Raw genomic sequence first — 22,604 nt, 5'->3', positions numbered from 1 at the left:
TATTTTTTTATCTAAAAGTTTCCTTAATGCAAAATTTATACCTACAGGAAAAATAAATTGTTCACTTCAATAAAAAGGGAGGATGAAAAAAATGAGCACAAATGAAACAGCTTCTAATTTGGGGGATTTGAAGCATTCTTGGAAAAAGGAAAATCCAAATCCAAGTTTACAAGAGGTTCATAAATCCATTCCCATCAAAAAAACGGGCAGCTTTTTTCGAAAATTATTAGGATTTATCGGTCCAGGGTATTTGGTAGCAGTGGGCTATATGGATCCAGGAAACTGGGCAACCTCGATTGCCGGAGGATCAGCCTATGGTTACACGTTACTTTCAGTCATACTAATCTCAAACCTAATGGCGATTCTTTTACAATCTTTATCAGCTAAATTGGGGATTGTGTCAGGACGGGATTTAGCTCAGGCCTGCCGGGATCATTTTAGCAAACCCGTTTCGTTTGTACTGTGGATCTTATGTGAGTTAGCGATTGCGGCATGTGATTTAGCAGAAATCATCGGCGCAGCCATTGCCTTAAACTTATTGTTTGGTATCCCGCTTGTGTATGGCGTTTGTCTTACGGCCTTTGATATACTGCTTGTTTTGCTTTTACAAAATAAGGGGTTCCGTTATATCGAGTCATTTGTCATTGCCTTGATTGCCACGATCGCGGTATGTTTTGGCTTTGAACTCATCTTGTCAAAGCCTGAAATTAGCGGAATCGTATCCGGTTTTATCCCAAGCAGCACGATCGTGACGAATCCAAATATGCTTTATATTGCCTTAGGGATTTTGGGAGCAACCGTCATGCCTCATAATCTGTATCTGCACTCTTCGATCGTCCAAACAAGAAAATACGATGACACATTAGAGGGTAAACGTTCGGCGATTAAGTACGCCACCATCGATTCCACCGTTGCCTTAATGCTGGCCCTATTTGTGAATGCTGCCATCCTGATCCTGTCTGCCGCAGCCTTTCATAAGACCGGACATACAGATGTGGCAGAAATTCAAGATGCCTATCATTTGTTAGATCCGATGCTCGGTTCGGGAATCGCGGGAATCTTATTCGGGGTTGCCTTGCTGGCTTCGGGCCAGAACTCGACTTTAACAGGCACCCTGGCTGGCCAAATTGTCATGGAAGGGTTCTTAAATATTCGATTAAAGCCTTGGTTAAGACGGTTGATTACCAGATTGATCGCAATCATCCCTGCAGTGACAGTCACGTTAATTTACGGTGAAAAAGGAACCGGTGAATTACTGATTCTTAGCCAGGTCATCCTCTCCCTTCAATTGTCATTTGCCGTGATTCCACTTGTCATGTTCACTAGCGACAAAAGCAAGATGGGTATATTTGTCAATAAAACCTGGATAAAATGGCTCGCTTGGTTCGTGACATCGGTTATTGTCGTATTAAATGCCTATTTACTTTGGAGTACCTTTTTCTAGAATTAATTTTACTAACATAACAACATAAAAAAGGAACCAATCAAGAATTAGCTTGGTTCCTTTGCTGTATACACTTTAATGTTATTCCTTCCAAAATCCTTGGCCGAATACATAGCCGCATCTGCATATTTCATCAATTCAACAAAAGTAGTTCCATCTTTAGGATAAAAAGCGATTCCTATACTTGATGTTGTATTAAACGTATGATGCTGAACCGTCCATGGTTCCTGAATAGAGGCCAAAATACGTTCAGCAATCATTAAAGCCTCTTGTTCCTCGCGAAGTTCCGATAGAAGAACGGTGAACTCATCTCCACCCTGTCTTGCAAGTGTGTCAATGTCACGAATGCAGTTCTGGACCCGCTCGGTAAATTGCTTGAGCAATTCATCCCCTGCGTCATGTCCAAATGTATCGTTTATCTTTTTAAAATTGTCCATATCAAAGTACAAAAGAGCAAATTTTCGTTTATGCCGATCTGCCTCTTTTATTGCTTGTTTTAACTTTTCCTGAAAAAGTCTGCGATTTGGCTTGCCTGTTAATGGATCATAAAAAGCCATATTGCTCAATTTCTCTTCCAGCATTTTTCTTTCCGTAATATCTCTGCCCACAAATTGAAGGCTGAGGATATGATCTTGTTCATCTAAAACCAGTTTAGCATGTGCTTCAATCCAAACCCAATGGCCTTCCGCATGTTTCATTCGGAATTCAGCCGTATGGTCCTCCTTTGCCATGATTCCACTCCTGAATTGACTTTGCACATGATCCATGTCATCCGGGTGAATCAATTTAAAGGCAGAATATCCCTCCATTCTCTTTGGAGAATACCCTAGTACATGTTCATGTGAGGGTGAAGCATAGGTCACGACTCCTTTTGTATCTACAATCCTAACTAGATCCGTCATATTTTCGGCAATGAATCGATAGCGTTCCTCGCTTTTCCGCAAGGATTCTTCAGCCAGCTTTTTTTCAGTTATGTCATTTCGGATGGAGACATATTGATACGGTTTTCCTTGATGATTAAGGAAAGGAACAATGGTTGTGGATACCCAATAAAAACTGCCATCTTTGGCTTGATTTCGAATTTCCCCCCGCCACGTTTGTCCTGTTCCAATGGTTCTCCACATTTCTTTGAAGAATTCCTTGGAATGATAGCCTGAATTTAATAAGCGATGGTCTTTTCCAAGCAGCTCTTCTTCCGTGTATTGAGATATTTCACAAAATTTATCGTTTACAAATTTAATGATTCCCCTATTATCCGTTATCGCTATGATGGAAGACTCAGCTAACGCTCTTTGAACATCAGCCAGTTCTTTTATAGATTCTTTCAAGGCTTGTTCACTTTTACCCAAGGCAAGCTCGGATCGCTTTTTGTCCCGAATGATGCCTCTTGAAGCAAGAGCAAATATCATGACAGACGATACAATGACATACAAATACCCTTTAAAAATGGCCAATGATATATACAAATGGGTACTATATATAAACCATACCTTTAACGCTTGATCGGAAAATAGGATCCAAATACTGCCCAAAACGGCATATAAAAGCGTGATTTTCAGAGGTAAAGCATAATAATCTAATAAGTATTTGAATCTATTTAGTGTTAATCTCCTATCATCCTGCTTGTTCATTTCTCTTTTTCTCCTTCGGCAACCCAGCCATCCTAGTCACTGCCTTAGATCTGTGGTTTTGCGTCCCTGTTTTTCAACAGGTTTGCCCTTTTCAAAGTATTTATGAGCGTTGATTATATGCTAACCCTTAAACATTTTTACTACTTTAACATTAAACCACTTCATACTTCCACCTATCCATAGTGAAATAATCCCAAATATTACACTGGGTTATGTTGCAAAAAAAAACACCCCAGTAGGATGCTTAATTTTTGCTATATGCAAGTTTATTAAATAGTCATTTCCTCCATATAAAGAACGATAATAACATCAATACACCTGGCTATTATTTTCGCATTTCCATACTTTCAGGTATTTGTTTAACAGCAGGAAATTCCTTCAGATATTGGCTGGCTTTACGCAATGTATTAGAAACATAGTTTAATCGGCGTTTCAATAAAATAAGCAGATGCTGTTCCTCATCACTCCCTGGCTCGGTCTTGAGTAAATCCTGAATGGGTTCTAAAGACGGAATGGGCTGATAGTTTAGCGCTAAATCTTGTTCATATTTGTTTCCAGTTGTATAATTTAGCGGAATTAAGATACGACCCAAAGTGATCACTATCTGATTAAAAATTGTAGGTTCAAGATCTTGCGCCTGATAAAATGGCTGAACCACTTCCTCCAACTGATTGCAGTATTTAACAGCCTCACTCAGTTCAAATCGGTCCTGAGCTATCTTCTGCCATTGGAGGAGATGATTCCGCAGCTCCATGATTGTTTCCCTAAAATCCAAAGCTAATCTTGGCTCTTCTAAATATCTAGATAATGAGTAGAGATAAATCCGGGCATCTCTATTTAGAAAAGCTGGATCTAACTTATCGACGGTATCATCTACTGCATGCCACCACGAACCCAGCCCGCCTGTTTTTCCATTCCCGCCAAGTAAATTACTCGAACCAATGTACTTAGGGTCTGTGATGGGGGGCTGTTCAGAAAGACACATAAACAATCCTGAAACCCCGATACCATAAAAAGACTGGTCTCCTCCGCGTCCAAAGCGTCCACCTTCGAATACTTCACCCGTTTCTAATGCTAAGGCCTCAATCGCAACAGGTTTCGTCTCTGACATGGCCCAGGCTTGAGAAAGAACAGTTGCCCCTTTGCCGCCAACAGAATCTACATACATTTGGACCACTAGTTCCTCCTCTAATTCTGCCCAATGCTCATCAACATACCAAGTGGATCCGGCATATCTCCCATGTGAATGCCCTGACCAGAAGGCAACCCTTAAACTGCGGACAAGCTTATCTTTTCTTTGTTGAAAAACACGTAAGGCTTCTAACTGCACAGCGTTCGCACTCGCGTTATCCATTGCTCCATAATGCCATGAATCAACATGTCCAGCTAACATAACCACTTCTTCCGGATATTGATTTCCTTCAATATCAGCGATTAATAATGGAATTTCTCTCCATTCCGTTAATACTTCTGTATTCAAAGTAACTTGAACAGGTATTTGCTGAGCAAGTTGACTTTTTATTTTTCTTGCATCCTTTTCCAAAATAGAGACAACTGGAATCTCAGGCAATAGGTGCTGGCGGTCTGAAGGAGGAGAGCCCCATACTGGGGATACAATCATCTCGTGAAATTCACTGCCATTAATAAAAACAACGCCTGCTGCGTTCGCTTTTCCAGCATTCAGCGTACTTAATGGAGTCGCTAAACCCTCAACTAAAGCAATTGCCCCTTGAGGAAAATGTTTATAATCATCAGGCATCCCTTTCCCAACATAAACCAATGATCCCGCTATTCCTTCTTTAGGTGTATTGGCACCCATGGCATGTGTGATACATTCTATAGGCATTTCTATGCCCTGCATTTTAATGGTTACAGATGCCTTTCCAGGCAAGCTAATATATGCTGGATGGGTGATTCGTTTATAGCTGATTTTCCACTCTGTCAATTTTTCCTCTATATAATCAAAGCCTTTGGACTCCTCCGGCGAACCAGATAACCGGACCCATTGGGCAATATGTTGAATATGGCCCATTAACTGTTCTGGACTTGTCATGTCTCTAACATCCATTGTCATAAAAATTATCCCCTTTTCAATTTTTATCATCCTCTTTTACTCACACAACATCCTGATTTTGATTAAAATAACTGCTTCCCGCCATCATTCTACTGTTAAATGTTAAATGAATACTGTTAACACTTTTAAACATAAATCAATCCCCTCTATTTTCGTTTATCCTATTGACTGACTTTTGATTCATTTAATAATTAGAATATTGAGAATTTTTAAAGCACTATTCGATGTGGTTACCAACATTTTACAATAATTCAGCTATTTTACCAAGTCCTTACTTAATTATGTTCTTATTTTAGGAAGATTTACATATAAAGTCTATTAGCATGTTATAAAGTCTACCAAAGTTTTTTTTCAAATTTGAATAGTAAGCTCTATTCCTATCCCCTAACGAATCATATAGTTATGAATTTTTTTACACATACTTAGAACTAATATGGGAGATATTCTCATTCCTTATCTAACAAATCCTCACGAATAAGAGATATTTACCGATGAATCATCTGCCTATTTTTATGAAAGTTTATTGACACCCTCATCTACTCAGTGTTACAATGTACTTGTAATAAGTAATACTAAATAGCTTGATTTCCGAAAATTACCCCTTTGTACTAAGCTATCCTGGATAAATGTCAGACAAAGTTGAGGAGGTGCTGAACATGGAAAATTTAACTGAAATGCTGAAGGGTTCGCTGGAAGGCTGCGTGCTCGAAATCATCAGCCGCCATGAAACCTATGGCTACGAGATTACCCGCCTTCTTAACGAGCTGGGGTTTACCGAAGTCGTGGAAGGGACGGTCTACACCATCCTCGTGCGATTAGAAAAGAAAAAGCTGGTCAATATAGAAAAAAAACCGTCAGATATGGGGCCGCCCCGCAAGTTTTATACACTTAATGAGGCTGGACGGAAGGAACTTGAATTATTTTGGGAAAAATGGGATTTCGTATCTTCAAAAATCAATGCCTTAAAGTCTACCTAACCGAAAAAGATATTCCGTCCGATCTTATGGAAATGTCTTGTTCAGCTTGATCTAAAAAAGGAGGAAAAATAATATGTTGGAACTGTTCAAAAAAATGATAGGCGATAAAAAAGAGTACAAGATGATGATGGCAAGGGTCGAAGCCCTGCCAGAGGACTATGAGTACGTATTTAAGAAAATTCAAAACTACATGTGGAATTTCTCAGCGGGCAATGGGATGGATATGCTCCACATGCAATATGAATTAATAGAGTTGTTCGAAGCCGGTGCAGCGGAAGGCAGACAGGTGCTCGACATTACCGGGGACGATGTGGCTTCCTTTGCCGACGAACTCGTGGCAAACGCTAAAACCTATACCGCCAAGTATCGCGAAGACTTGAATCATAGTATCATGAAGCGGTTGGGAAAAAATAAATCGAATAAATAATACCAACTGATTAGCTGGTTTCAAAAGTGAACTGCCAACTTTGCTATTCAGTTATATTTTTAACCCAGTAATAAGTAATACAGATTATCAGTCAGACTTAATAGACAAGGATAGGCATGTTCTCCCCGTAAAACAACATTAGTATAAGGAGGAAAAAAGGATGAATAATGCGGCAATTTCAGTAAAAGGGCTAAAAAAATCCTTTAAAGACAAGGAAGTCTTAAAGGGGGTTGATTTTGAGGTACGGCGTGGTGAAATTTTCGCACTGTTGGGTTCTAATGGCGCAGGCAAAACGACGATAGTCAACATCCTATCGACGTTAATGAAGCCTGATGGCGGCGAAGCAACAATTTGTGGCTTTGACGTCCAGCGCCAATCAGATCATGTTCGCCAGAGCATCAGCCTGACCGGACAGTTTGCCGCTTTAGATGGCATGCAAACAGGAAGGGAAAACCTGATCATGATCGCCAAACTGCGGGGAGTTGCCAATCCTGCTCAAGTCGCCGACCATCTGCTGGAAAAATTTAGCCTGCGTGACGCGGCCAATCGCCGGGCGGACCAGTATTCTGGCGGGATGAAACGCCGGCTTGACATCGCCATGAGTCTGATCGGGACGCCAGCCGTCATTTTTCTCGACGAACCGACGACAGGGCTTGACCCTGAAGCGCGGCTTGAGGTTTGGAATACCGTCAAGGAGCTTGCCGGCAGCGGAACGACCATCTTGCTGACTACCCAGTACCTGGAAGAAGCCGAACAACTGGCGGACCGGATCGCCATCCTGCATGGCGGAAAAATCATCACGACCGGTACCCTTGCCGAACTCAAGGAGACGTTTCCGCCAGCGAAAGTGGAGTATATCGAGAAGCAGCCGACATTGGAGGAAATTTTCCTCGCGATCATCAACAAAAAGGAGGAAATGTAAATGAAAAGCAAAACAGGGATATTACTTGGACGTTTAATGCGCAACATCATGCGCAGCCCGGATACGATTATTACGGTGGCGATTACGCCGATTGCGATGATGCTGCTGTTTGTCTACGTATTTGGCGGCGCCATCGAGACAGGAACGGACAACTACGTCAATTATTTATTGCCGGGTATCTTGCTAATGGCGATTGCATCCGGCGTCGCTTACACTTCCTTTCGGATGTTTACGGATGTAAAGAGCGGGCTGATGGCGCGGTTCATTACCATGCCCATCAAGCGCTCGTCGATATTGTGGGCTCACGTGTTGACTTCGCTTGTTTCTAATGCCCTTACTCTCGTAGTCGTTTTCCTCGTCGCACTCTTGATGGGCTTCCATTCGAGCGCCGGTATCCTGGATTGGCTCGCGGTAGCTGGGATACTCGGGCTGTTTACGCTGGCGCTGACATGGCTTGCGGTCATTCCTGGATTGACAGCGAAGACAATGGAGGGGGCATCAGCCTACTCGTACCCGCTGATATTCCTGCCGTTTATCAGTTCGGCCTTTGTCCCTACCGAAACCATGCCCAAAATTGTCCGTGTGTTCGCTGAGAACCAGCCCGTGACTTCCATCGTGAATGCGATTCGTGCCCTCTTGTATGAAGGGTCCGTTGGCAGCGATATCTGGGTCGCGCTTGCCTGGTGCGCCAGCATCATGGTCATCACTTACTTTTTCGCCATTAAAGCATTTAAACGCCAGTTAGGGTAAGTACACCAATATGGAATTAGCCATATCAAAAGTCAACCGCTGCAATGAATGCCTTTGCTATCGCTAAAGGGTTGGCGAACTTAATGTCTTTCATTTAAAGCATAAAGCTTGATGAAAACCATACCAATAGCAGTGAAAAAAACAGGCGCATGAAATTTTCATGTGCCTCACTATTGTTACGGTTACTCTTAATCCGAAAAATCAGTCCAGTTCTCTTACTTTAACCGGTAATAATACTCTTTCAATTTGTTCTCGATGCGGCTCATACTGTGATGGCAGCATCAATCTTTCTCCCATTGTCTCTTTCGATTCATCATGAGCAAAACCTGGAGGATCGGTAGCAATTTCAAACAGGATTTCCCCATGCTCTCTGAAGTAAATGGCATTAAAGTAATTTCTGTCCTTTACAGGAGTGACACCATAACCATGCGCTGCCACATACTTTTGCCAATCCAATTGATCCTCATCATCCACTGCCCGCCATGCAATGTGGTGTACAGTCCCCACTCCTATTTGTCCACGACCTCCAGGAGTTAATTTAACATCGATTGTATTGCCGATATCGCCAATTGAACGGTACCTGACAAAATCCCCTTCCCTGCCAACCAGCTCCAGCCCCATTACATTTTCTAACAATTCTGCTGTCTTATTAGGCTGTGTGGAGAAAAGAGTGGCCCCGCCAAAACCTTTAATAGCGACTTCAGGTGCTACGCCGCCAAAAGTCCAGCTATTGGTTTCACCTTCTTCTCTCTCCACGATTTCAAGATGAAGCCCGTGAGGATCATCAAACACTAAATAGTTCTCTCCAAATCGTTCTATTCTAGTAAAAGGAACATGGAATTTTTCCAGTCTCCTTTCCCAAAATTCAAAAGCACCCTTCGGAACAACATAGGATGTAACACCTACCTGGCCGTCACCAATAATTCCTTGACGAGCACCTGGCCATGGGAAGAATGTGATGATGGTTCCAGGTTTTCCGCCTTCATTCCCAAAATAGAGGTGGTAAGTACCTGGATCGTCAAAGTTTACTGTTTGCTTGACTAAACGCAGACCCAAAATGGCTGCGTAAAAATCCACGTTCTCTTGCGGGTGGCCGACAATTGCCGTTATATGGTGAATACCCATTGTTTTCTTGCTCATTTTAACCACTCCTTAAATCCTCCTCTGTTATTTTATCTCGAATTCGAGATATATACTTAAAAAAAATCCAGTTAAAGGTATCTTTTTCTTAAGCTGATTTAAAAGTTCAGCTCACTCAAAATCTCGAATTAATTTATCTTGAATTCGAGATAATTATATGGTTTATAAACTCATTTGTCAATAACCTTTTTTATTTACGACACGACACCCATCTATTAGTATATATTTAAATGTCTCCCGCCCTCTACGGATTCTCAACTCCATTTTCTTATTAAAAATTTCATCATACATACTTAATGGCAGCCAAGGAAAGATATTTCATCATATAATTAAAAGAGAAGGACATATTGAAAAAGGAGGTCTTATAAAGATTTACGAAATGAACGAAACAGTTTCTATTAAAGGAGAGATCGAATTGGATTCAGTTAATAGGTGGTACAAAATAGGAATAGGTTTGGTGGAATTATTTTTTGGTATTCCCATTTTAGGGGGAGCCATCATTTTGGCTCATGCATGGAGCCCGCTCATTATACTCTTTATCCTTCATATAGCAGGTGTCATTCTCTCATCAAATGCTCATCGCACAAAATCCGGTCACATTTTAGGTATAATTGGAAATATAATTGGATTTATTCCTGTTGTAGGAATGATATTTCACTTTTTAACCGGGATTACTTTAGTTATTCAAGGAGTCCTAAAAAAATAATTGAACGAAATTAGGGAATGTGATAAATATCAGAAGAATCCCACAATCAAAGGAGCCTTCTGATATTTTTCACCCCATTCGGCGGCTCTTTCGCAGAGTCCATCAATCAGCTATTTCGTCATAGCTGGCAGCATGACCTCATCCACTAGTTGCTCGATGAATTTATCATCAACCTCATCATCCTTCATAAAAACGAGATGATAACGCAATACCTCAAAAGGCAGCAACTTGACCAGGTTACTAACCTCATGCTTGATTTCTCCACGAATGATGGCTCTCTCAATAATCTTGCCAATGACATGCAAGTTGGATTCGGATATTTTCTCTGACAGATGGGAGATTTCAGGATTTTCAATCATTTCATTCAGAAAGACCTTCAAGAATTCAGACGAAAAGGCAAGTGAGTTGTTCACGAAATATTGACAAAGTGCCATTAAATCCCCGCGTAAGCTTCCTGTGTCAAAGCTGGCATCCCCTATACTACCATTCCCATTTTGAAAGGTCTTCCATCTAACCGCTTCATACAAAAGGATAAAGGGCGATGACCAAGCTCGATATAAAACACTACGACTTGTCTGTGCTCGTTTAGCGATATTTTGAAAAGTAATGGCTTTATAGCCTTCAGTTTCTAGTATGTCAAGGGCGCTTTGATAAATCGCTTCTTTTAATTCTTTTCCACGCCGTCTTTGCTGTGCCATTTTTTCACCTCAAATAAAATCTTAAGATACACATTGTATTTTATCAAAATTTGTTGTATATTACTACTCGTGGTAAATAAGATACATTTTGTATCTAAAATAGAAAGAAGGATTGCTGTGGAAAAGGAAAAGATAAAACAAGAAAAGCTTCCAAAAGAAGTGACGCGTGCCGCTTGGGCAATCGCTGTGGCTGCCATAGCGCCAATGCTTGACACTACTATGGTCAATATTGCGATCAACCAATTTGGGAAGGATTTTCATACGTCACTGGAAATGATTCAATGGATCATTACGGGTTATGTATTAGCACTTGCGGTTGCTGTGCCGGTGTCAGGCTGGCTTATGGATAAGTTTAACGGCAAGAAGGTGTTAATTTATGCTGAACTGGGCTTTATTCTATTCAGTTTGCTTTCCGGATTGAGCTGGAACTTCGAAAGTTTACTAGTGTTTCGGATATTTCAAGGGATGAGTGCGGGCATTATCATTCCATTAATGACCACTTTATTGATGAAAGTTGCCGGCCCAGATAAACTGGGGCGATTAATGGCTGTGATTGGAACACCCATCATTCTTGGTCCACTTTTTGGTCCAATTATTGGTGGATTAATCATTCAATTAACTACATGGCGCTGGATTTTTTTCATTAATATTCCGGTTGGTTTAATTGCACTATTTCTTGTGTCCAAACGCCTTGACGATTTTGAACCATTTAATGCAGACAGCAAAATGGATTGGGCAGGAATCCTTCTGCTGGCGATTATGAGTTCCACTGTGATATATGGAATTACTCGGGCAGCACATTTTGCTAGTTTTCAAAACCGGCAAACCTTTTTGTTTGTAGGAATTGGAATCGTTACGGCCGTCATTTATGCCATTTATAATTATATAAAAAAGAACAAAACCGTCATGCCGCTTCATCTATTCACTCATAAAAGTTTTTCTGCTTCAATAGCCGGGATGTTTTTAGCTGGTATTGCTACAAATGGGCCGATGCTATTACTGCCTTTATTTTTCCAAAATGTAAGAGGATATACTCTCATTGAAGCGGCACTCGCTATGTTCCCCCAAGGGTTGGGAATGCTTGTTGCAAGGCCGACAATCGGAAAATTAATTGATAAAATTGGAGCAAAATTCGTCGTGATGGTAAGTCTTATCATCTCACTGCTCGGTTCCATTCCCTTTATCTTTATTGACGAGAAAACGAATTTTGTTTTAATAGCGATTGTGTTATTTATTCGAGGAGTTGGTGTTGGAGGAATTACCATGCCATTAATGACGGATGCTTACACAGGGCTTCAAAAAGAACAAATTCCACAGGCCAGTATCGGCAGCCGGATTATTCAAAATGTCGGATCAAGCTTTGGTTCTGCTGTATTAGCAACGGTCGTGGCAACGGTCATCTCAGGACTAGAACCCACATTGCCGAATATCCTTCATGGCTACCAAATCGGCTTTTTAGTATCCGTTATTGTGATAGCAGTCATGTTTATACCAGCATTATTTTTAACGAATAAGAAGAAATAGGCCTCGGGTCTCCCATGATCACGTTCAAATTGGAGTTCTGGCATGAAGATGGTTTTATGATAAAACCCATTGCAAAGTTAAGATCTTACTGAACCATTTGATTAGCTTTGGTTAGTTATGGTGAAAATGGCATGAAATCCAACCAAAAAAACTACCTTAAACCTTGATATAAAGCTACTTGTTCAAACCTATTATAAACTCAACTTTGCACGGGGTTGGCATTCGGTTAAAATCGCACAAAATAAGTGTTTTACACTAAGAACTCATGGTTACCACTCTGAGTTCTTTTCATTTTCCATGGAAGATTCTTATTGAAGTAATGCCACCGTTTAGCTTATTGACTTTTTAAGAATTTCATCCCAATGGGATAAATAAAGCAAGTGACCTTCATTATCGACAAAGGAATAAGTGGAATTAGAATACTTTTCACGAAGGAAATTTGAGGTATCAGGTGTCCATATAGTATCTTTGCCGCCTTGCCATATATTTATTTTTCCGTTAAAAATAGGACTCTTTTTGTCATTCATTTTTTTGCATAATGCAAGAGCATCGTAATATACCCCGATACCACTATTACGGTAACTTTCCACAGCACCTTTGATAATGGCCTGCTGTAGTATGGGGTCATTTGCAACTCTTTTGTCCTCTTCGACCATTTGTTTTATAGATTCTTGTATTGTAGAATGCAAATCTTTGGTCATTTTCTTGCTGAGACTTTTAAAATAATATTTTGTCATAAGAGGGATGTATCTGTTCATGTTTTTAATCATTTTCCAATTCGAGGGCAGAATCCTATTGGTTTCATTACTATTTAGAGGTATGGCACTGCTAACTAAGTTAAGGGATGTGACTTTTTCGGAATATTTGTCTGTGAAAACTTGGCTATATAATCCACCTGCTGACCATCCAATAATCGAAGTCTTTTTGATTCCTTTAGCAATTAGAAATTCATTTATTGAATCAGCAAAATCCTCCATCGAATATTTCATCACAACATCTGAATCTCCATAACCTGGGCGATTAATGGCAAAGAAACGAATATTATATTTATCTAATAATTTTGTATCAGGATGGATCGAACTAGCCGAAGAACCGAAACCATGAAGGAACATAACAGTATTACTATTCGTGTCCCCGTAACTAATATAAGATAATTTTTGATTACCTTGTAACTGAATAAATGATTCATTGTACTCTATCAAAATTTATAAACCTCTCTTTTCTGGATTCTTTAAATTCAATCTAGGGAAATTAATATCCTACTTCTGCTGACCTGCCCTATTAGTTCAATGACAATTATTTCAAATATTAAAATTTTTTACAACACTTTCCTTAAAGATTAAAAGCAACGGTTTCCCAGCGTAGAGGAATGACAATTTTCCTTATTTAAATGTAGATCATTGAGGTAAATAAACTAAGAATATTTAATTTTTAAATGGGTACGGTAATAGAGCAATAATACGAGCAAAAGTACACCTGCAAAGATAATCACACTGTCTAATTTTTTATTATTTATATACTTATTGCTCAAATCATATAATTTCAGTCCAAGAAGGCCTCCAACCGTATTTGTCATTACATCCGTTATGTCTGCCGCCCCAATAGCAAAGATAAATTGAATAAATTCAAAAGTAAGACTTAAAACCAGTGTATAAGCCAACTTAGCTAAAAATCCAATTTTTTTGAAATTGACATTCAAAAGCAAACCAAAAGGAATAAAGATTATAACATTATCTACCATCTCTTTGGAACTTCCATGTGCAACAAATGGAATCAAGTTGAGACTTCGATGCTGATAATTAAATACTGACAAAATATTGTATTGTACTTTGAATAACACTAACCAGATTAGTGTCACTAAATAGAAAGCAAGCAATCCTCTAGATAATTTTTTTCTCATTTAATCTCCTCTAATTCTTTTGTTTAAGTGTTACCCGATGTCCTAGCTAACGTCGTTTTTATGTTAAAAAGCTGGCGTCACCCTGAATAATGCTAGTTCTGTTCGTTAAGTAGGTCTTTTTTCATTCCGCCATCCTTATCTCCTTGCGATCCGTATGTGCTGCACCCAGAAACACTGTCAAAATTACACCATCCATATTGTTTCCTGATAACTCCCAGCGAAGATTGGAAGGCACATGAATCGTCGTATCTTTGGTTACAGGATAATAAGAGATCTCATATTTTTCACCTTGAATTGTAGTAGAAATGGACTTTTGTTCTTTTAGGAATTCTAAATATTCTTCTAAAGCAAAATTCTTTTCCTCCATAATTGCACTGTGCGGAAAACCAACATAGCGGATATGCCAAGGTTCATACTGAATTCCCGTAACTTCTGTTTTATCCTTTGGATATCGTAAAATAAAGCCGTATTTCCAAGCGTTTTTTTCGATCCACTTTCCTTCAGGTGCTGCATCCATCTTCATTTGAGTAGATCCTGCATCTAGTGATAAACCCAAATTGTGTTCACTATAGCCTGCAGGCAAGGCATAGTCAGACCCCATTTCCTGGTAAAGTACACTTTGCTCATCAAAGTCTCGAAAGCCGCTAGTAATTAAGAAATGTCTGACCCCCTCTTCTCCAGCAGCAGCTATCATCTCCGAAAATTTTCCTGCAACGTCCTCTGATAACTTAATCTCGTGATCCAGCAGCCCGTATCCCATTGTCAATTCTTTATGCGTAAATAAATTAACCACATCTGATTTTATACTCTCTTGGTGAACCGGATACTCAGTATTAACCAAAAGTAAATTCCCTTGAAAGACCTGTTCTTTTGTAATCTCGATTGTTCGGAAACTTTCAGGGGTCTCACTATTATCTAAATGATCATTGTTATTTTTTTCATCATTTTGAACCTCTTCATTATCTTGATAAGAAGATTCTCTATTGACTATTACAAAACTCAGACACAATAATAAAAACAAAAAAAATCCCCACTTCTTCATTTCAAGCTCCTCCTTATTCTGATAGATACTAGAATAGGAAAAACTTTTTAAAAAAAGAGTAGGGTAAAGTTTAAATTTTTCTTAAATCCTATAGATAAATTTTAAACCTGTTCACTTTGTCCGTTTTCCTGCGGTAAACGAACTTCAAATACAGTTCGTATTAAACTGCTTTCGGCCGTTATCGTTCCATGATGCTGCTCCACAATATTCTTTGCAATAAATAAACCAAGACCTGTGCTATCTTCTTGATGTGTTCGTGCTTTATCACCCGTATAAAACATATCAAAAAGATACGGAAGTTCCTCCTGGGGAATACGGTCTCCATAATTAACTACCTGAACAACCACTTCACCTGCATCAACAAATCCGTTAATATCTACAAACTGACCATCATATCCATAACGATTGGCATTGGTTAAAAGATTTTCAAATACACGGGCTAATAGCTCACCGTCACCCCAAATAGGTAAATGGGGGGGAATATTCATTCGGGCAATCAAATGATTCTTTTCGAAGATAGGATATAATTCTTCCTTTAATTGATGAAGAAGCTCAGATAAATCAATTTGCTTTTTATCGATTGGCAGCATGCCATAGTTCATTCTAGTGATTTCGAATAATTCATCAATCAGTCTTTCTAAACGCTGAGATTTTGTAAAGGCAATCGTTAAAAAATGTCTGACTTGTTCTTTCGTCAGCTTGTCATCCTTAAGGATTAAATCTAAATATCCTAAAACAGAAGTCAGCGGAGTACGCAAATCATGAGCCAAATTTACGACTAACTGTTCTTTGCTGTTTTCTGAAAAATCGCCTCTTTGGATGGCTTCTTCTAATTTTTCACTTGCCAGATTAATCGCTTGTGCAACATCTCCAAATTCATCATTTGATTGTACATAAACCCGATGTTTAAAGTTACCGCGGGCGAGATAATGAATTCCGGTTGATATTTCATTGAAATAGGCAGAATACGGCTTTGTGAGTAAATAGAAAAATAGTATCGATAGTAAGATAAATAGTATAAAAAAGAAGTTTAAGTCTCCAATACGTTCTATGAATTGACGAAGGATGGCCAAGGAGTCACCACGACGAACCATCGTATGATAATAAAGCTGGAGTCCTTTAAAAAGTATGTAAGTTAGCATGCCAGCCAGAAGCATACTTAAACCAAATAATACGATTAGTTTGGAGCGAAAACTGCGGATATATTTAGTCATTGAATGTATACCCCACTCCCCAAACCGTTTTGATCAACTTGTTTTTTCTCTTATCTTCCCCAAGTTTTTTCCGTAATGTACGAATATGCACCATGACCGTATTGCCGCCTTCAAAGTACGCATCCCCCCAAACCTGCTGAAAAATATTTTCTACACTATAAACTTTCTTTGGATGACTAGCTAATAAATACAAAATATCAAACTCTTTTGGCGTTAGCTCGATGTTTTCGCCATAAAGGAAGACTGTACGTTGTTCAGGAGAAATCACGATTTCGCCAAATTCCAAGATCGCCTTATGATCTTCTGTTTTGGGCTGATTCAACTTCATAAAGCGCCGCAATTGAGCATTTACACGTGCGACTAATTCAATGGGGGTAAATGGCTTCGTCATATAATCATCTGCCCCGATGACCAGCCCATGTACCTTATCGAAATCAGAAGTTTTCGCACTCAAAAAAATGATAGGCATATTATATTGTTCCCGAATCTGACGGGTTACTTCAAATCCATCCAGTTTCGGCATCATAATATCCAAAATGAGCAGATCAATGGGCTGCGTCTGGATAACACGTATGGCTTCCTGCCCATCATGTACTTTAAGACAATCGTATCCTTCTTTTTCTAGATGGATGGCAACCAGATCAGCAATCTCCTCCTCATCATCAGCAATTAAAATTGATATACTTTTCATCTATTCCACTCCAATATCAAGTTAGCTTTGGATATTTTTTATTTTTTATCGAACCTATATAACTGCCCTTCCAATTCTTAATAGAGCTTGTAATTTATTTTCTATTATTTCCTTTTTTTATTCAAGACGCTGGCTCAATCACTATGGAAAGGTACTGAACGAAAAACTGATGATTAACTGGATAAAAATAATGAAGAGAAACACTAAAAAGGAATAGGAGGCTGCCGGAACCCTTACTGGATAACGAGAATAAAGAAAAACGAATGGATTAGGATTGAATACTAATGAAATGGAGATGGGACTGAAATTGATTTGCAGTGCGACTTTTTCCGATTTTCGAATAAAAAACCGAAGGTCTGCCGGAAATAGTGCCGGAAAAACCTTCGGATATGGAACGTAATTTTTATTGAAGAATCCTTCAATTTATCTAAGGAAGGGAGCTTTTTTGTAAGTTATAATTAATGCTGTCACAGACAGTGCGGAAAAAGTTGTGTAAATAGGTTTGATATCAATCCTCCTTGGCAAGAATTAGGATAAATAATACTTGCTAAGGAGGATTTTTCGACATGAAAATACCAAAGGAATTAATCAAAGAAATTGTTAAACAAGAAAAATTTACAAGCACTAATCAAATTATGGACACCATCAAAGAAATGTTTGCTGATATCCTGGAAGAAGTACTCCAATGTGAAATTGATGAGCAGCTAGGCTATGAAAAGCACCAACGCCATGGTGATGGGCCAAGCAATTACCGAAACGGTTCCACTAAACGGAAATTAAAAACTCAATTTGGAGAGGTTGAAGTAAGTGTTCCTCGGGACAGAAATGGCTCGTACGAGCCACAAATTTTGGACAAATATCAAAGGAATATGGACGGACTGGAAGAAAAAATACTGTCACTATACGCTCATGGTATGTCCACAAGAGATATCCAGGAACAAATAAAAGATCTTTATAACATTGAAATTTCCTCTGAGTTAGTTAGTAAGATTAGCGAAAAAATTATGCCACAAGTCAATGAGTGGCATAATCGTCCGCTTGAAGCCTATTATCCTTTTGTTTTCATGGATGCCATACATTATAAAATTCGAGATAATCATCAAATCGTCTCGAAGGCAGCCTATGTTGTTTTAGGAATTAACAATGAAGGATATAAAGAAATACTAGGAATCTGGGTTGGAGGAAATGAAAGCAGTAAGTTTTGGTTAGGTGTGTTGAACGATTTGAAAACCAGAGGGGTAAAAACCGTTAATCTCTTCTGTGTAGATGGGCTTACAGGCTTTAGAGAAGCCATTCAAGCGGTGTATCCTTTTGCCGGTATTCAACGTTGTATCATTCACCAGATCCGTTCAAGCACCAAGTATGTTTCTTATAAACATTTAAAAGAGTTTGTCGCTGATTTGAAGAAGATATATACCTCAATCAACGAGGAATCTGCTTTAAAAAGACTTATCGAATTTAAGGAAAAATGGGGCAAAGAGTATCCATCAGCAATTAGGTCATGGGAAGAAAACTGGGATATTTTGGCTACCTTCTTCGCATATCCGCCGGAAATTAGGAAAATAATATATACTACGAATATTATTGAAGGGCTACACCGCCAATTTAGAAAAGTAACAAAGACAAAGTCTATCTTTCCCAATGATGATAGCTTAAGGAAAATGCTTTATTTGGCTTCACAAAATATTACAAAGAAATGGACCATGCGTTACCGTAATTGGGACATGATCTTGAGCCAGCTAGAGATTTTGAACCAAACATCATAATTGGGGACTCTGTCCCCAAACCCCTGAAGTTTATCGCTTTTATTTTCCCTAAAACAGACACAAAAAACGGACAGTATAAATACGTCCGTTTTAGGGTAAAAACCATAGAACCGCTCGGGTTGCACTTCTGCATTGCCCTATCCTGTTTTATGGTAAAAGCCAATATTAGTTTTGACAGATGATGTTTTTTTATACCTATTTATTCTTGCCTTGCAAAGATTGTCAAATATTACTTACACAAGATTTTCCACAGACCCGGCTCTTCCAGTTATTTCTTATTGTGTTAAAGTCCCCGTTACTTTAAGTACACCTCTTCACAAAGTCAGCGCAAATAGATGTCGTTTTACTACACAGTATTCTTGTACTGTTCAGTAAAGCAATAATTAATCACAGTCATTATTCTGTCAGCTAAAGCTCCATTTAGCTAATTTAAATTATTGTATAGGAAAACCTTATTTTTTCTTCGAATAGAAAATTTTACTGGCCTCTATAATAAACTCTCTTTCTCTATCGGGTATATTATACGTTTTTGGCCTTTCATTATCAGGTAATGAATTAAACTTTCCCCAAGATTTCTTCATACCTTCTCTAATTTCAGGGTCATCTTTGCTATAACTTTTGTTCATTTCTTGTAAATACGAAACTAATTCTTGTGCTGTGGTACTTTCAGGCGAGTATCCCTCATTAACAAGTTTTGTCAGTATTTTTCTAAAATACTGATACTTATTTAAATGCTGTTTATGATCTTCTTCTGTCCATCCTCTTGAAACTAATTTCTGTAACGCTTCTTTTGAATACGATTCTTTAGCTATTTCTCTCATTGTTTGGCGCTCGTTCTTGCTTAGATATTTATTTACCCATTCTGGCTTTAAATCCATTTTTGTTACTTGGATCAACTTTGTTACTAACTCATAGTTACATTCACCTGATTGAAGGGACTTTTCAACTTCCTCAATCGTTTCAATTATTTGATCAATTTGAATACGCCTTCCCATCATCATTGATTTTTGTTGTCCAAGTCTTTCTTGTATTCCTTCTGAATACTGAGACAAAATTTCTTGTATTTCATTTAATGAAAAGCCCAAAAATTTAAAAGACAATATAAATTGTAGTCTTGTAAAATCTTCATCGGTATATAATTTGTACCCTGATTCATCGTATTTTGAAGGAACCAACAACCCTCGTTTGTCATAATAACGCAAGGTACGGACAGAAATAGATGCTCTCTTTGCAAACTGATTAATGTAATATTCTCTTTGATCCAAGTTATTCACCTCCTATTTTAAGAGGATAAGCTGTAACGTTACGTCACTGTCAATACCATTTAAATATTATTTAAATATTATTTAAATCTTCCATTAGCTATTAGTAAAACACAATTGTCTTATTCAATGATTTCAATATAAAAAGTAGTGATTGCTTCTTATTATAATGCTTCCGCTTGTTGAATACATTTTATTGAACAGTAAGGTAAGCCCGAAATATAAAAAATAAGTGTACCCTCCGGTACGAACCACAAACAGCCGTAAATCACGACTTTTTTAAGCGAATTTACGGCTTATTGCATTTATTTACTACATGCAGCCTGAATCATTTTTGACCAAGGCATGTATTGATTGATAATTTCCGGATTTTGATAGATATCCAGATTGGGAAGATCCGTCATTATCTTCTCCAAGTAACGATAGAAATCAACACTATTTGCTTTTGCCGTTTCTGCCATACTTAAACAAATTGCATTGGCTTTTGCACCAGCTTCGCTAACAGAAAATAGCCAATTTTTTCGACCGATCACATTTGGACGAATGGCGTTCTCAGCTGGATTGTTATCTATCTCAATTCGGCCCTCACTCAAGAATGCTCTCAAGCCATTCACTCTGTTTAACGTGTATTCAGCTGCTTTCCCAAGTGCATTTTTGCTATAGAATGGCGCATTTTTAACCCAGTTAAGGAATTCATCAACGATTGGCTTCGAGTATTTTTTGCGTTTTTTCCTTCGTTTACTTGGAGACAAATGTTTAAATTGCCTCTCAAGTCGAAATAGATCATCGCAATATTTAACTCCAATTTGCCCGTTTTTACTGTCTGCTTTTAACCAATAACGGCGAACATGTGCCCAACAATTTGCGAAGGTGACATCCTCTATTTTGCCCTAGGCAGAATAACCGTCACAGACAATCGTTCCAGAAAATCCTTCAATGAAGGTTTCAAGAGCAGACCGAGCACGTGTTACTTTAGGAATTGCATAACCTGTTTCGTTGGCAAACAAATCTTTTATTACAGTCTTACTAGCACCCGTATGTAGTGACAGCATTTCAACGCTAATGGCCCTAATCATTTCAAATCTTTCCAAGTCGTATATATCGTTCGAATACGTTAGCCCTGCTTGTGCAATTGATTGAAGCTGTTTTGCCCATTCTAGCCATTTTGGTTCCATTGCTCTTCACCACCGAATCAAATTAATACTTATAGTTTTAATTATTTATTAAAGTTAAAATATCTTTCGGATCTTTTAATATATAGTTCGCTGATTCAAACCGATCTACCGTCTTAGCTCCCCATAAAGCAAGAGCAAATCTCACCCCAGCACTCTTTGCACATTGCATATCATAGATTGAATCTCCAATGTAAATGACATCACGTTGAGTAGCACCTAAGCCTTCTAAACAAGCTAATAAGGGGTCAGGATGTGGCTTGTGCTTCTCGGTATCATTAGCATTAATTGTGTATCGAAAATATGAGCTTAATCCGAATGGATCAAATTCATCCTTTAATTCTTGATGTGTTTTGGATGTAACAATACCCATTTTGACAGATTTATTTGACAGAACTTTTAGGATCTCTTCTAACCCTTTAAACACATTTACTTCTTCGGAAAATTCTAATACTTCCTTCGCCCACTCTAAATGAATACGTTCTACATCATTCACATTTAGTCTTCGAAGTGTTTCTTTTCCTGGTATTCCTAAAGAAAATCTCAATTCCTCAATTTCGTATTCCTCACCTTCACGTGCCAACACTTTTTGTAGAGATTTTAATATTGCTGCTTCGGTATCTAAGATCGTTCCGTCGACATCAAAAATCAAATAATTGAACATACTTTATCACCCCTATAAAAAAAATGTCTTTGATTAAATTGTATCCCATATAGTATTATTTGTTTAACGAATATATCAGATAGCTATAATCGAATTTTTCGATTGTAAAACAGGAGAATGATAGACATGGATAAAGAACAATTAGATACATTCTTATCATTATATTTAGCTGTATTATAGTCCTTCCCCAACCCTTCTCATCCCCCATCCCCCTCAAACCCTTGCAGCTCTAAGCTCCATACCCTCTTTTCCCTTTCCTTTTTCTGCTAAAAAGTTCTTCCCCAGAATAGAGGAATTTCCCCATTTTCCATCTCTTTTCTCTACTCTGACTTGTATCGAATATTCTGACTATGTAAAAAAGATGTTCCCTGAAGGGAACGGAATGAAGAGAAAAACGGGAGAAAAGAAACCGAGAAATCCTCTTTTCTCATAGCTTCTTTTCTTCTTTTCCGTATTCTTTCGAACTGTATTGAAACGGGATTGGAACAACATCCGCACACGCTATGAACCCTTATTGAATAAGGGATTGAGGGCATATTGGGCATACAAAAAAAACTGGACCCGCTATTGGATCCAGCCTGATTTTGTATTGATTTTTTA

19 protein-coding genes, 2 pseudogenes and 1 riboswitch are annotated in these 22,604 nt (G+C 38.5%); of the genes and pseudogenes, 8 read left to right on the top strand and 13 right to left on the bottom strand.

Annotated features, from left to right (window positions below; translation table 11 throughout):
- The first annotated feature begins 82 nt into the window (after positions 1–82).
- Positions 83–1,444 carry an Nramp family divalent metal transporter gene (locus tag NFS43_RS15295; protein WP_251553329.1) on the top strand — a complete coding sequence of 454 codons (1,362 nt, stop codon included), beginning with the start codon at positions 83–85 and terminating at the stop codon, positions 1,442–1,444.
- 47 nt (positions 1,445–1,491) lie between these two features.
- On the opposite strand, the gene NFS43_RS15290 is transcribed toward NFS43_RS15295, so the two are convergent.
- Positions 1,492–3,075 carry a diguanylate cyclase domain-containing protein gene (locus NFS43_RS15290; RefSeq protein ID WP_251553314.1) on the bottom strand — a complete coding sequence of 528 codons (1,584 nt, stop codon included), beginning with the start codon at positions 3,073–3,075 and terminating at the stop codon, positions 1,492–1,494.
- Positions 3,076–3,089: 14 nt separating this feature from the next.
- A riboswitch (cyclic di-GMP riboswitch) is annotated at positions 3,090–3,172 on the bottom strand.
- A 228-nt stretch (positions 3,173–3,400) separates the two neighbouring features.
- Positions 3,401–5,149, bottom strand: a complete 1,749-nt coding sequence (locus NFS43_RS15285; RefSeq protein ID WP_251553282.1) for a M28 family peptidase — start codon at positions 5,147–5,149, stop codon at positions 3,401–3,403.
- Positions 5,150–5,805: 656 nt separating this feature from the next.
- On the opposite strand from NFS43_RS15285, the gene NFS43_RS15280 reads away from it, so the two are divergent.
- The 4 genes from NFS43_RS15280 to NFS43_RS15265 all read left to right on the top strand — a co-directional run bounded on the left by NFS43_RS15280 (position 5,806) and on the right by NFS43_RS15265 (position 8,225).
- Positions 5,806–6,126: a PadR family transcriptional regulator gene (locus NFS43_RS15280; RefSeq protein ID WP_251553274.1), complete on the top strand. Its 321-nt coding sequence runs from the start codon at positions 5,806–5,808 to the stop codon at positions 6,124–6,126.
- A gap of 73 nt (positions 6,127–6,199) precedes the next feature.
- Entirely contained in the window at positions 6,200–6,553 is a 354-nt protein-coding gene (locus tag NFS43_RS15275; protein ID WP_251553272.1) for a DUF1048 domain-containing protein, read from the top strand.
- Between the two features lie 160 nt (positions 6,554–6,713).
- Positions 6,714–7,475 (top strand): ABC transporter ATP-binding protein, encoded by a 762-nt coding sequence (locus tag NFS43_RS15270; protein ID WP_251553270.1) that lies wholly within the window; start codon positions 6,714–6,716, stop codon positions 7,473–7,475.
- Complete coding sequence (locus NFS43_RS15265; RefSeq protein WP_251553242.1) at positions 7,476–8,225, top strand: ABC transporter permease; 750 nt, start codon at positions 7,476–7,478, stop codon at positions 8,223–8,225.
- A 201-nt stretch (positions 8,226–8,426) separates the two neighbouring features.
- Here the strand turns inward: NFS43_RS15265 and NFS43_RS15260 are convergent, their stop codons facing one another.
- The gene (locus tag NFS43_RS15260; protein WP_251553220.1) at positions 8,427–9,365 is read right to left on the bottom strand and encodes a ring-cleaving dioxygenase; all 939 of its coding nucleotides are present in this window, start codon (positions 9,363–9,365) and stop codon (positions 8,427–8,429) included.
- Between the two features lie 379 nt (positions 9,366–9,744).
- Between NFS43_RS15260 and NFS43_RS15255 the strand changes: the two genes are divergently transcribed.
- Positions 9,745–10,071 carry a hypothetical protein gene (locus tag NFS43_RS15255; RefSeq protein WP_251553219.1) on the top strand — a complete coding sequence of 109 codons (327 nt, stop codon included), beginning with the start codon at positions 9,745–9,747 and terminating at the stop codon, positions 10,069–10,071.
- 110 nt (positions 10,072–10,181) lie between these two features.
- Here the strand turns inward: NFS43_RS15255 and NFS43_RS15250 are convergent, their stop codons facing one another.
- A complete protein-coding gene (locus NFS43_RS15250) occupies positions 10,182–10,769 on the bottom strand; it encodes a TetR/AcrR family transcriptional regulator (protein ID WP_251553195.1) in 588 nt (195 codons plus the stop codon).
- Positions 10,770–10,886: 117 nt separating this feature from the next.
- Here NFS43_RS15250 and NFS43_RS15245 point away from each other — a divergent pair, with 117 nt between their 5' ends.
- Positions 10,887–12,293: an MDR family MFS transporter gene (locus NFS43_RS15245; protein ID WP_251553180.1), complete on the top strand. Its 1,407-nt coding sequence runs from the start codon at positions 10,887–10,889 to the stop codon at positions 12,291–12,293.
- 329 nt (positions 12,294–12,622) lie between these two features.
- On the opposite strand, the gene NFS43_RS15240 is transcribed toward NFS43_RS15245, so the two are convergent.
- From NFS43_RS15240 to vanR, 5 genes are all read right to left on the bottom strand, one after another.
- Positions 12,623–13,495: an alpha/beta fold hydrolase gene (locus NFS43_RS15240; protein ID WP_251553171.1), complete on the bottom strand. Its 873-nt coding sequence runs from the start codon at positions 13,493–13,495 to the stop codon at positions 12,623–12,625.
- 212 nt (positions 13,496–13,707) lie between these two features.
- The gene (gene vanZ-A / locus NFS43_RS15235; protein WP_251553169.1) at positions 13,708–14,193 is read right to left on the bottom strand and encodes a glycopeptide resistance protein VanZ-A; all 486 of its coding nucleotides are present in this window, start codon (positions 14,191–14,193) and stop codon (positions 13,708–13,710) included.
- A 121-nt stretch (positions 14,194–14,314) separates the two neighbouring features.
- A complete protein-coding gene (gene vanY / locus NFS43_RS15230) occupies positions 14,315–15,235 on the bottom strand; it encodes a VanY-A/VanY-F/VanY-M family D-Ala-D-Ala carboxypeptidase (RefSeq protein WP_251553155.1) in 921 nt (306 codons plus the stop codon).
- Positions 15,236–15,336: 101 nt separating this feature from the next.
- Entirely contained in the window at positions 15,337–16,449 is a 1,113-nt protein-coding gene (locus NFS43_RS15225; protein WP_251553153.1) for a sensor histidine kinase, read from the bottom strand.
- The gene (gene vanR, locus NFS43_RS15220) at positions 16,442–17,140 is read right to left on the bottom strand and encodes a vancomycin resistance response regulator transcription factor, VanR-F/VanR-M family (protein ID WP_251553126.1); all 699 of its coding nucleotides are present in this window, start codon (positions 17,138–17,140) and stop codon (positions 16,442–16,444) included. Before vanR ends, NFS43_RS15225 begins: the two co-directional genes overlap by 8 nt.
- Before the next feature lie 566 nt (positions 17,141–17,706).
- Here vanR and NFS43_RS15215 point away from each other — a divergent pair.
- Positions 17,707–18,906, top strand: a complete 1,200-nt coding sequence (locus NFS43_RS15215; RefSeq protein WP_251553124.1) for an IS256 family transposase — start codon at positions 17,707–17,709, stop codon at positions 18,904–18,906.
- Positions 18,907–19,358: 452 nt separating this feature from the next.
- Here NFS43_RS15215 and NFS43_RS15210 read toward each other — a convergent pair whose 3' ends face one another.
- The 4 genes and pseudogenes from NFS43_RS15210 to NFS43_RS15195 all read right to left on the bottom strand — a co-directional run bounded on the left by NFS43_RS15210 (position 19,359) and on the right by NFS43_RS15195 (position 22,004).
- Positions 19,359–20,171, bottom strand: a complete 813-nt coding sequence (locus NFS43_RS15210; protein WP_251553116.1) for a MerR family transcriptional regulator — start codon at positions 20,169–20,171, stop codon at positions 19,359–19,361.
- 302 nt (positions 20,172–20,473) lie between these two features.
- A pseudogene (gene tnpC / locus NFS43_RS15205) lies at positions 20,474–21,139 on the bottom strand (IS66 family transposase); the annotation flags it as partial.
- Positions 21,137–21,343 (bottom strand): annotated as a pseudogene (locus tag NFS43_RS15200) (NUDIX hydrolase N-terminal domain-containing protein); the annotation flags it as partial. The pseudogenes tnpC and NFS43_RS15200, both read right to left, overlap by 3 nt.
- 37 nt (positions 21,344–21,380) lie before the next feature.
- Positions 21,381–22,004, bottom strand: a complete 624-nt coding sequence (locus NFS43_RS15195) for an HAD family hydrolase (protein ID WP_251553093.1) — start codon at positions 22,002–22,004, stop codon at positions 21,381–21,383.
- Positions 22,005–22,604 lie beyond the last annotated feature (600 nt).

Origin of the sequence: Neobacillus muris, from assembly GCF_943193175.1 — a bacterium.
In the GTDB taxonomy this organism is placed as follows: Bacteria; Bacillota; Bacilli; order Bacillales; family Cytobacillaceae; genus Neobacillus; species Neobacillus muris.
Note: the sequence above shows the minus strand (reverse complement) of the source record. Positions and strands in the feature narration are given on the sequence as shown.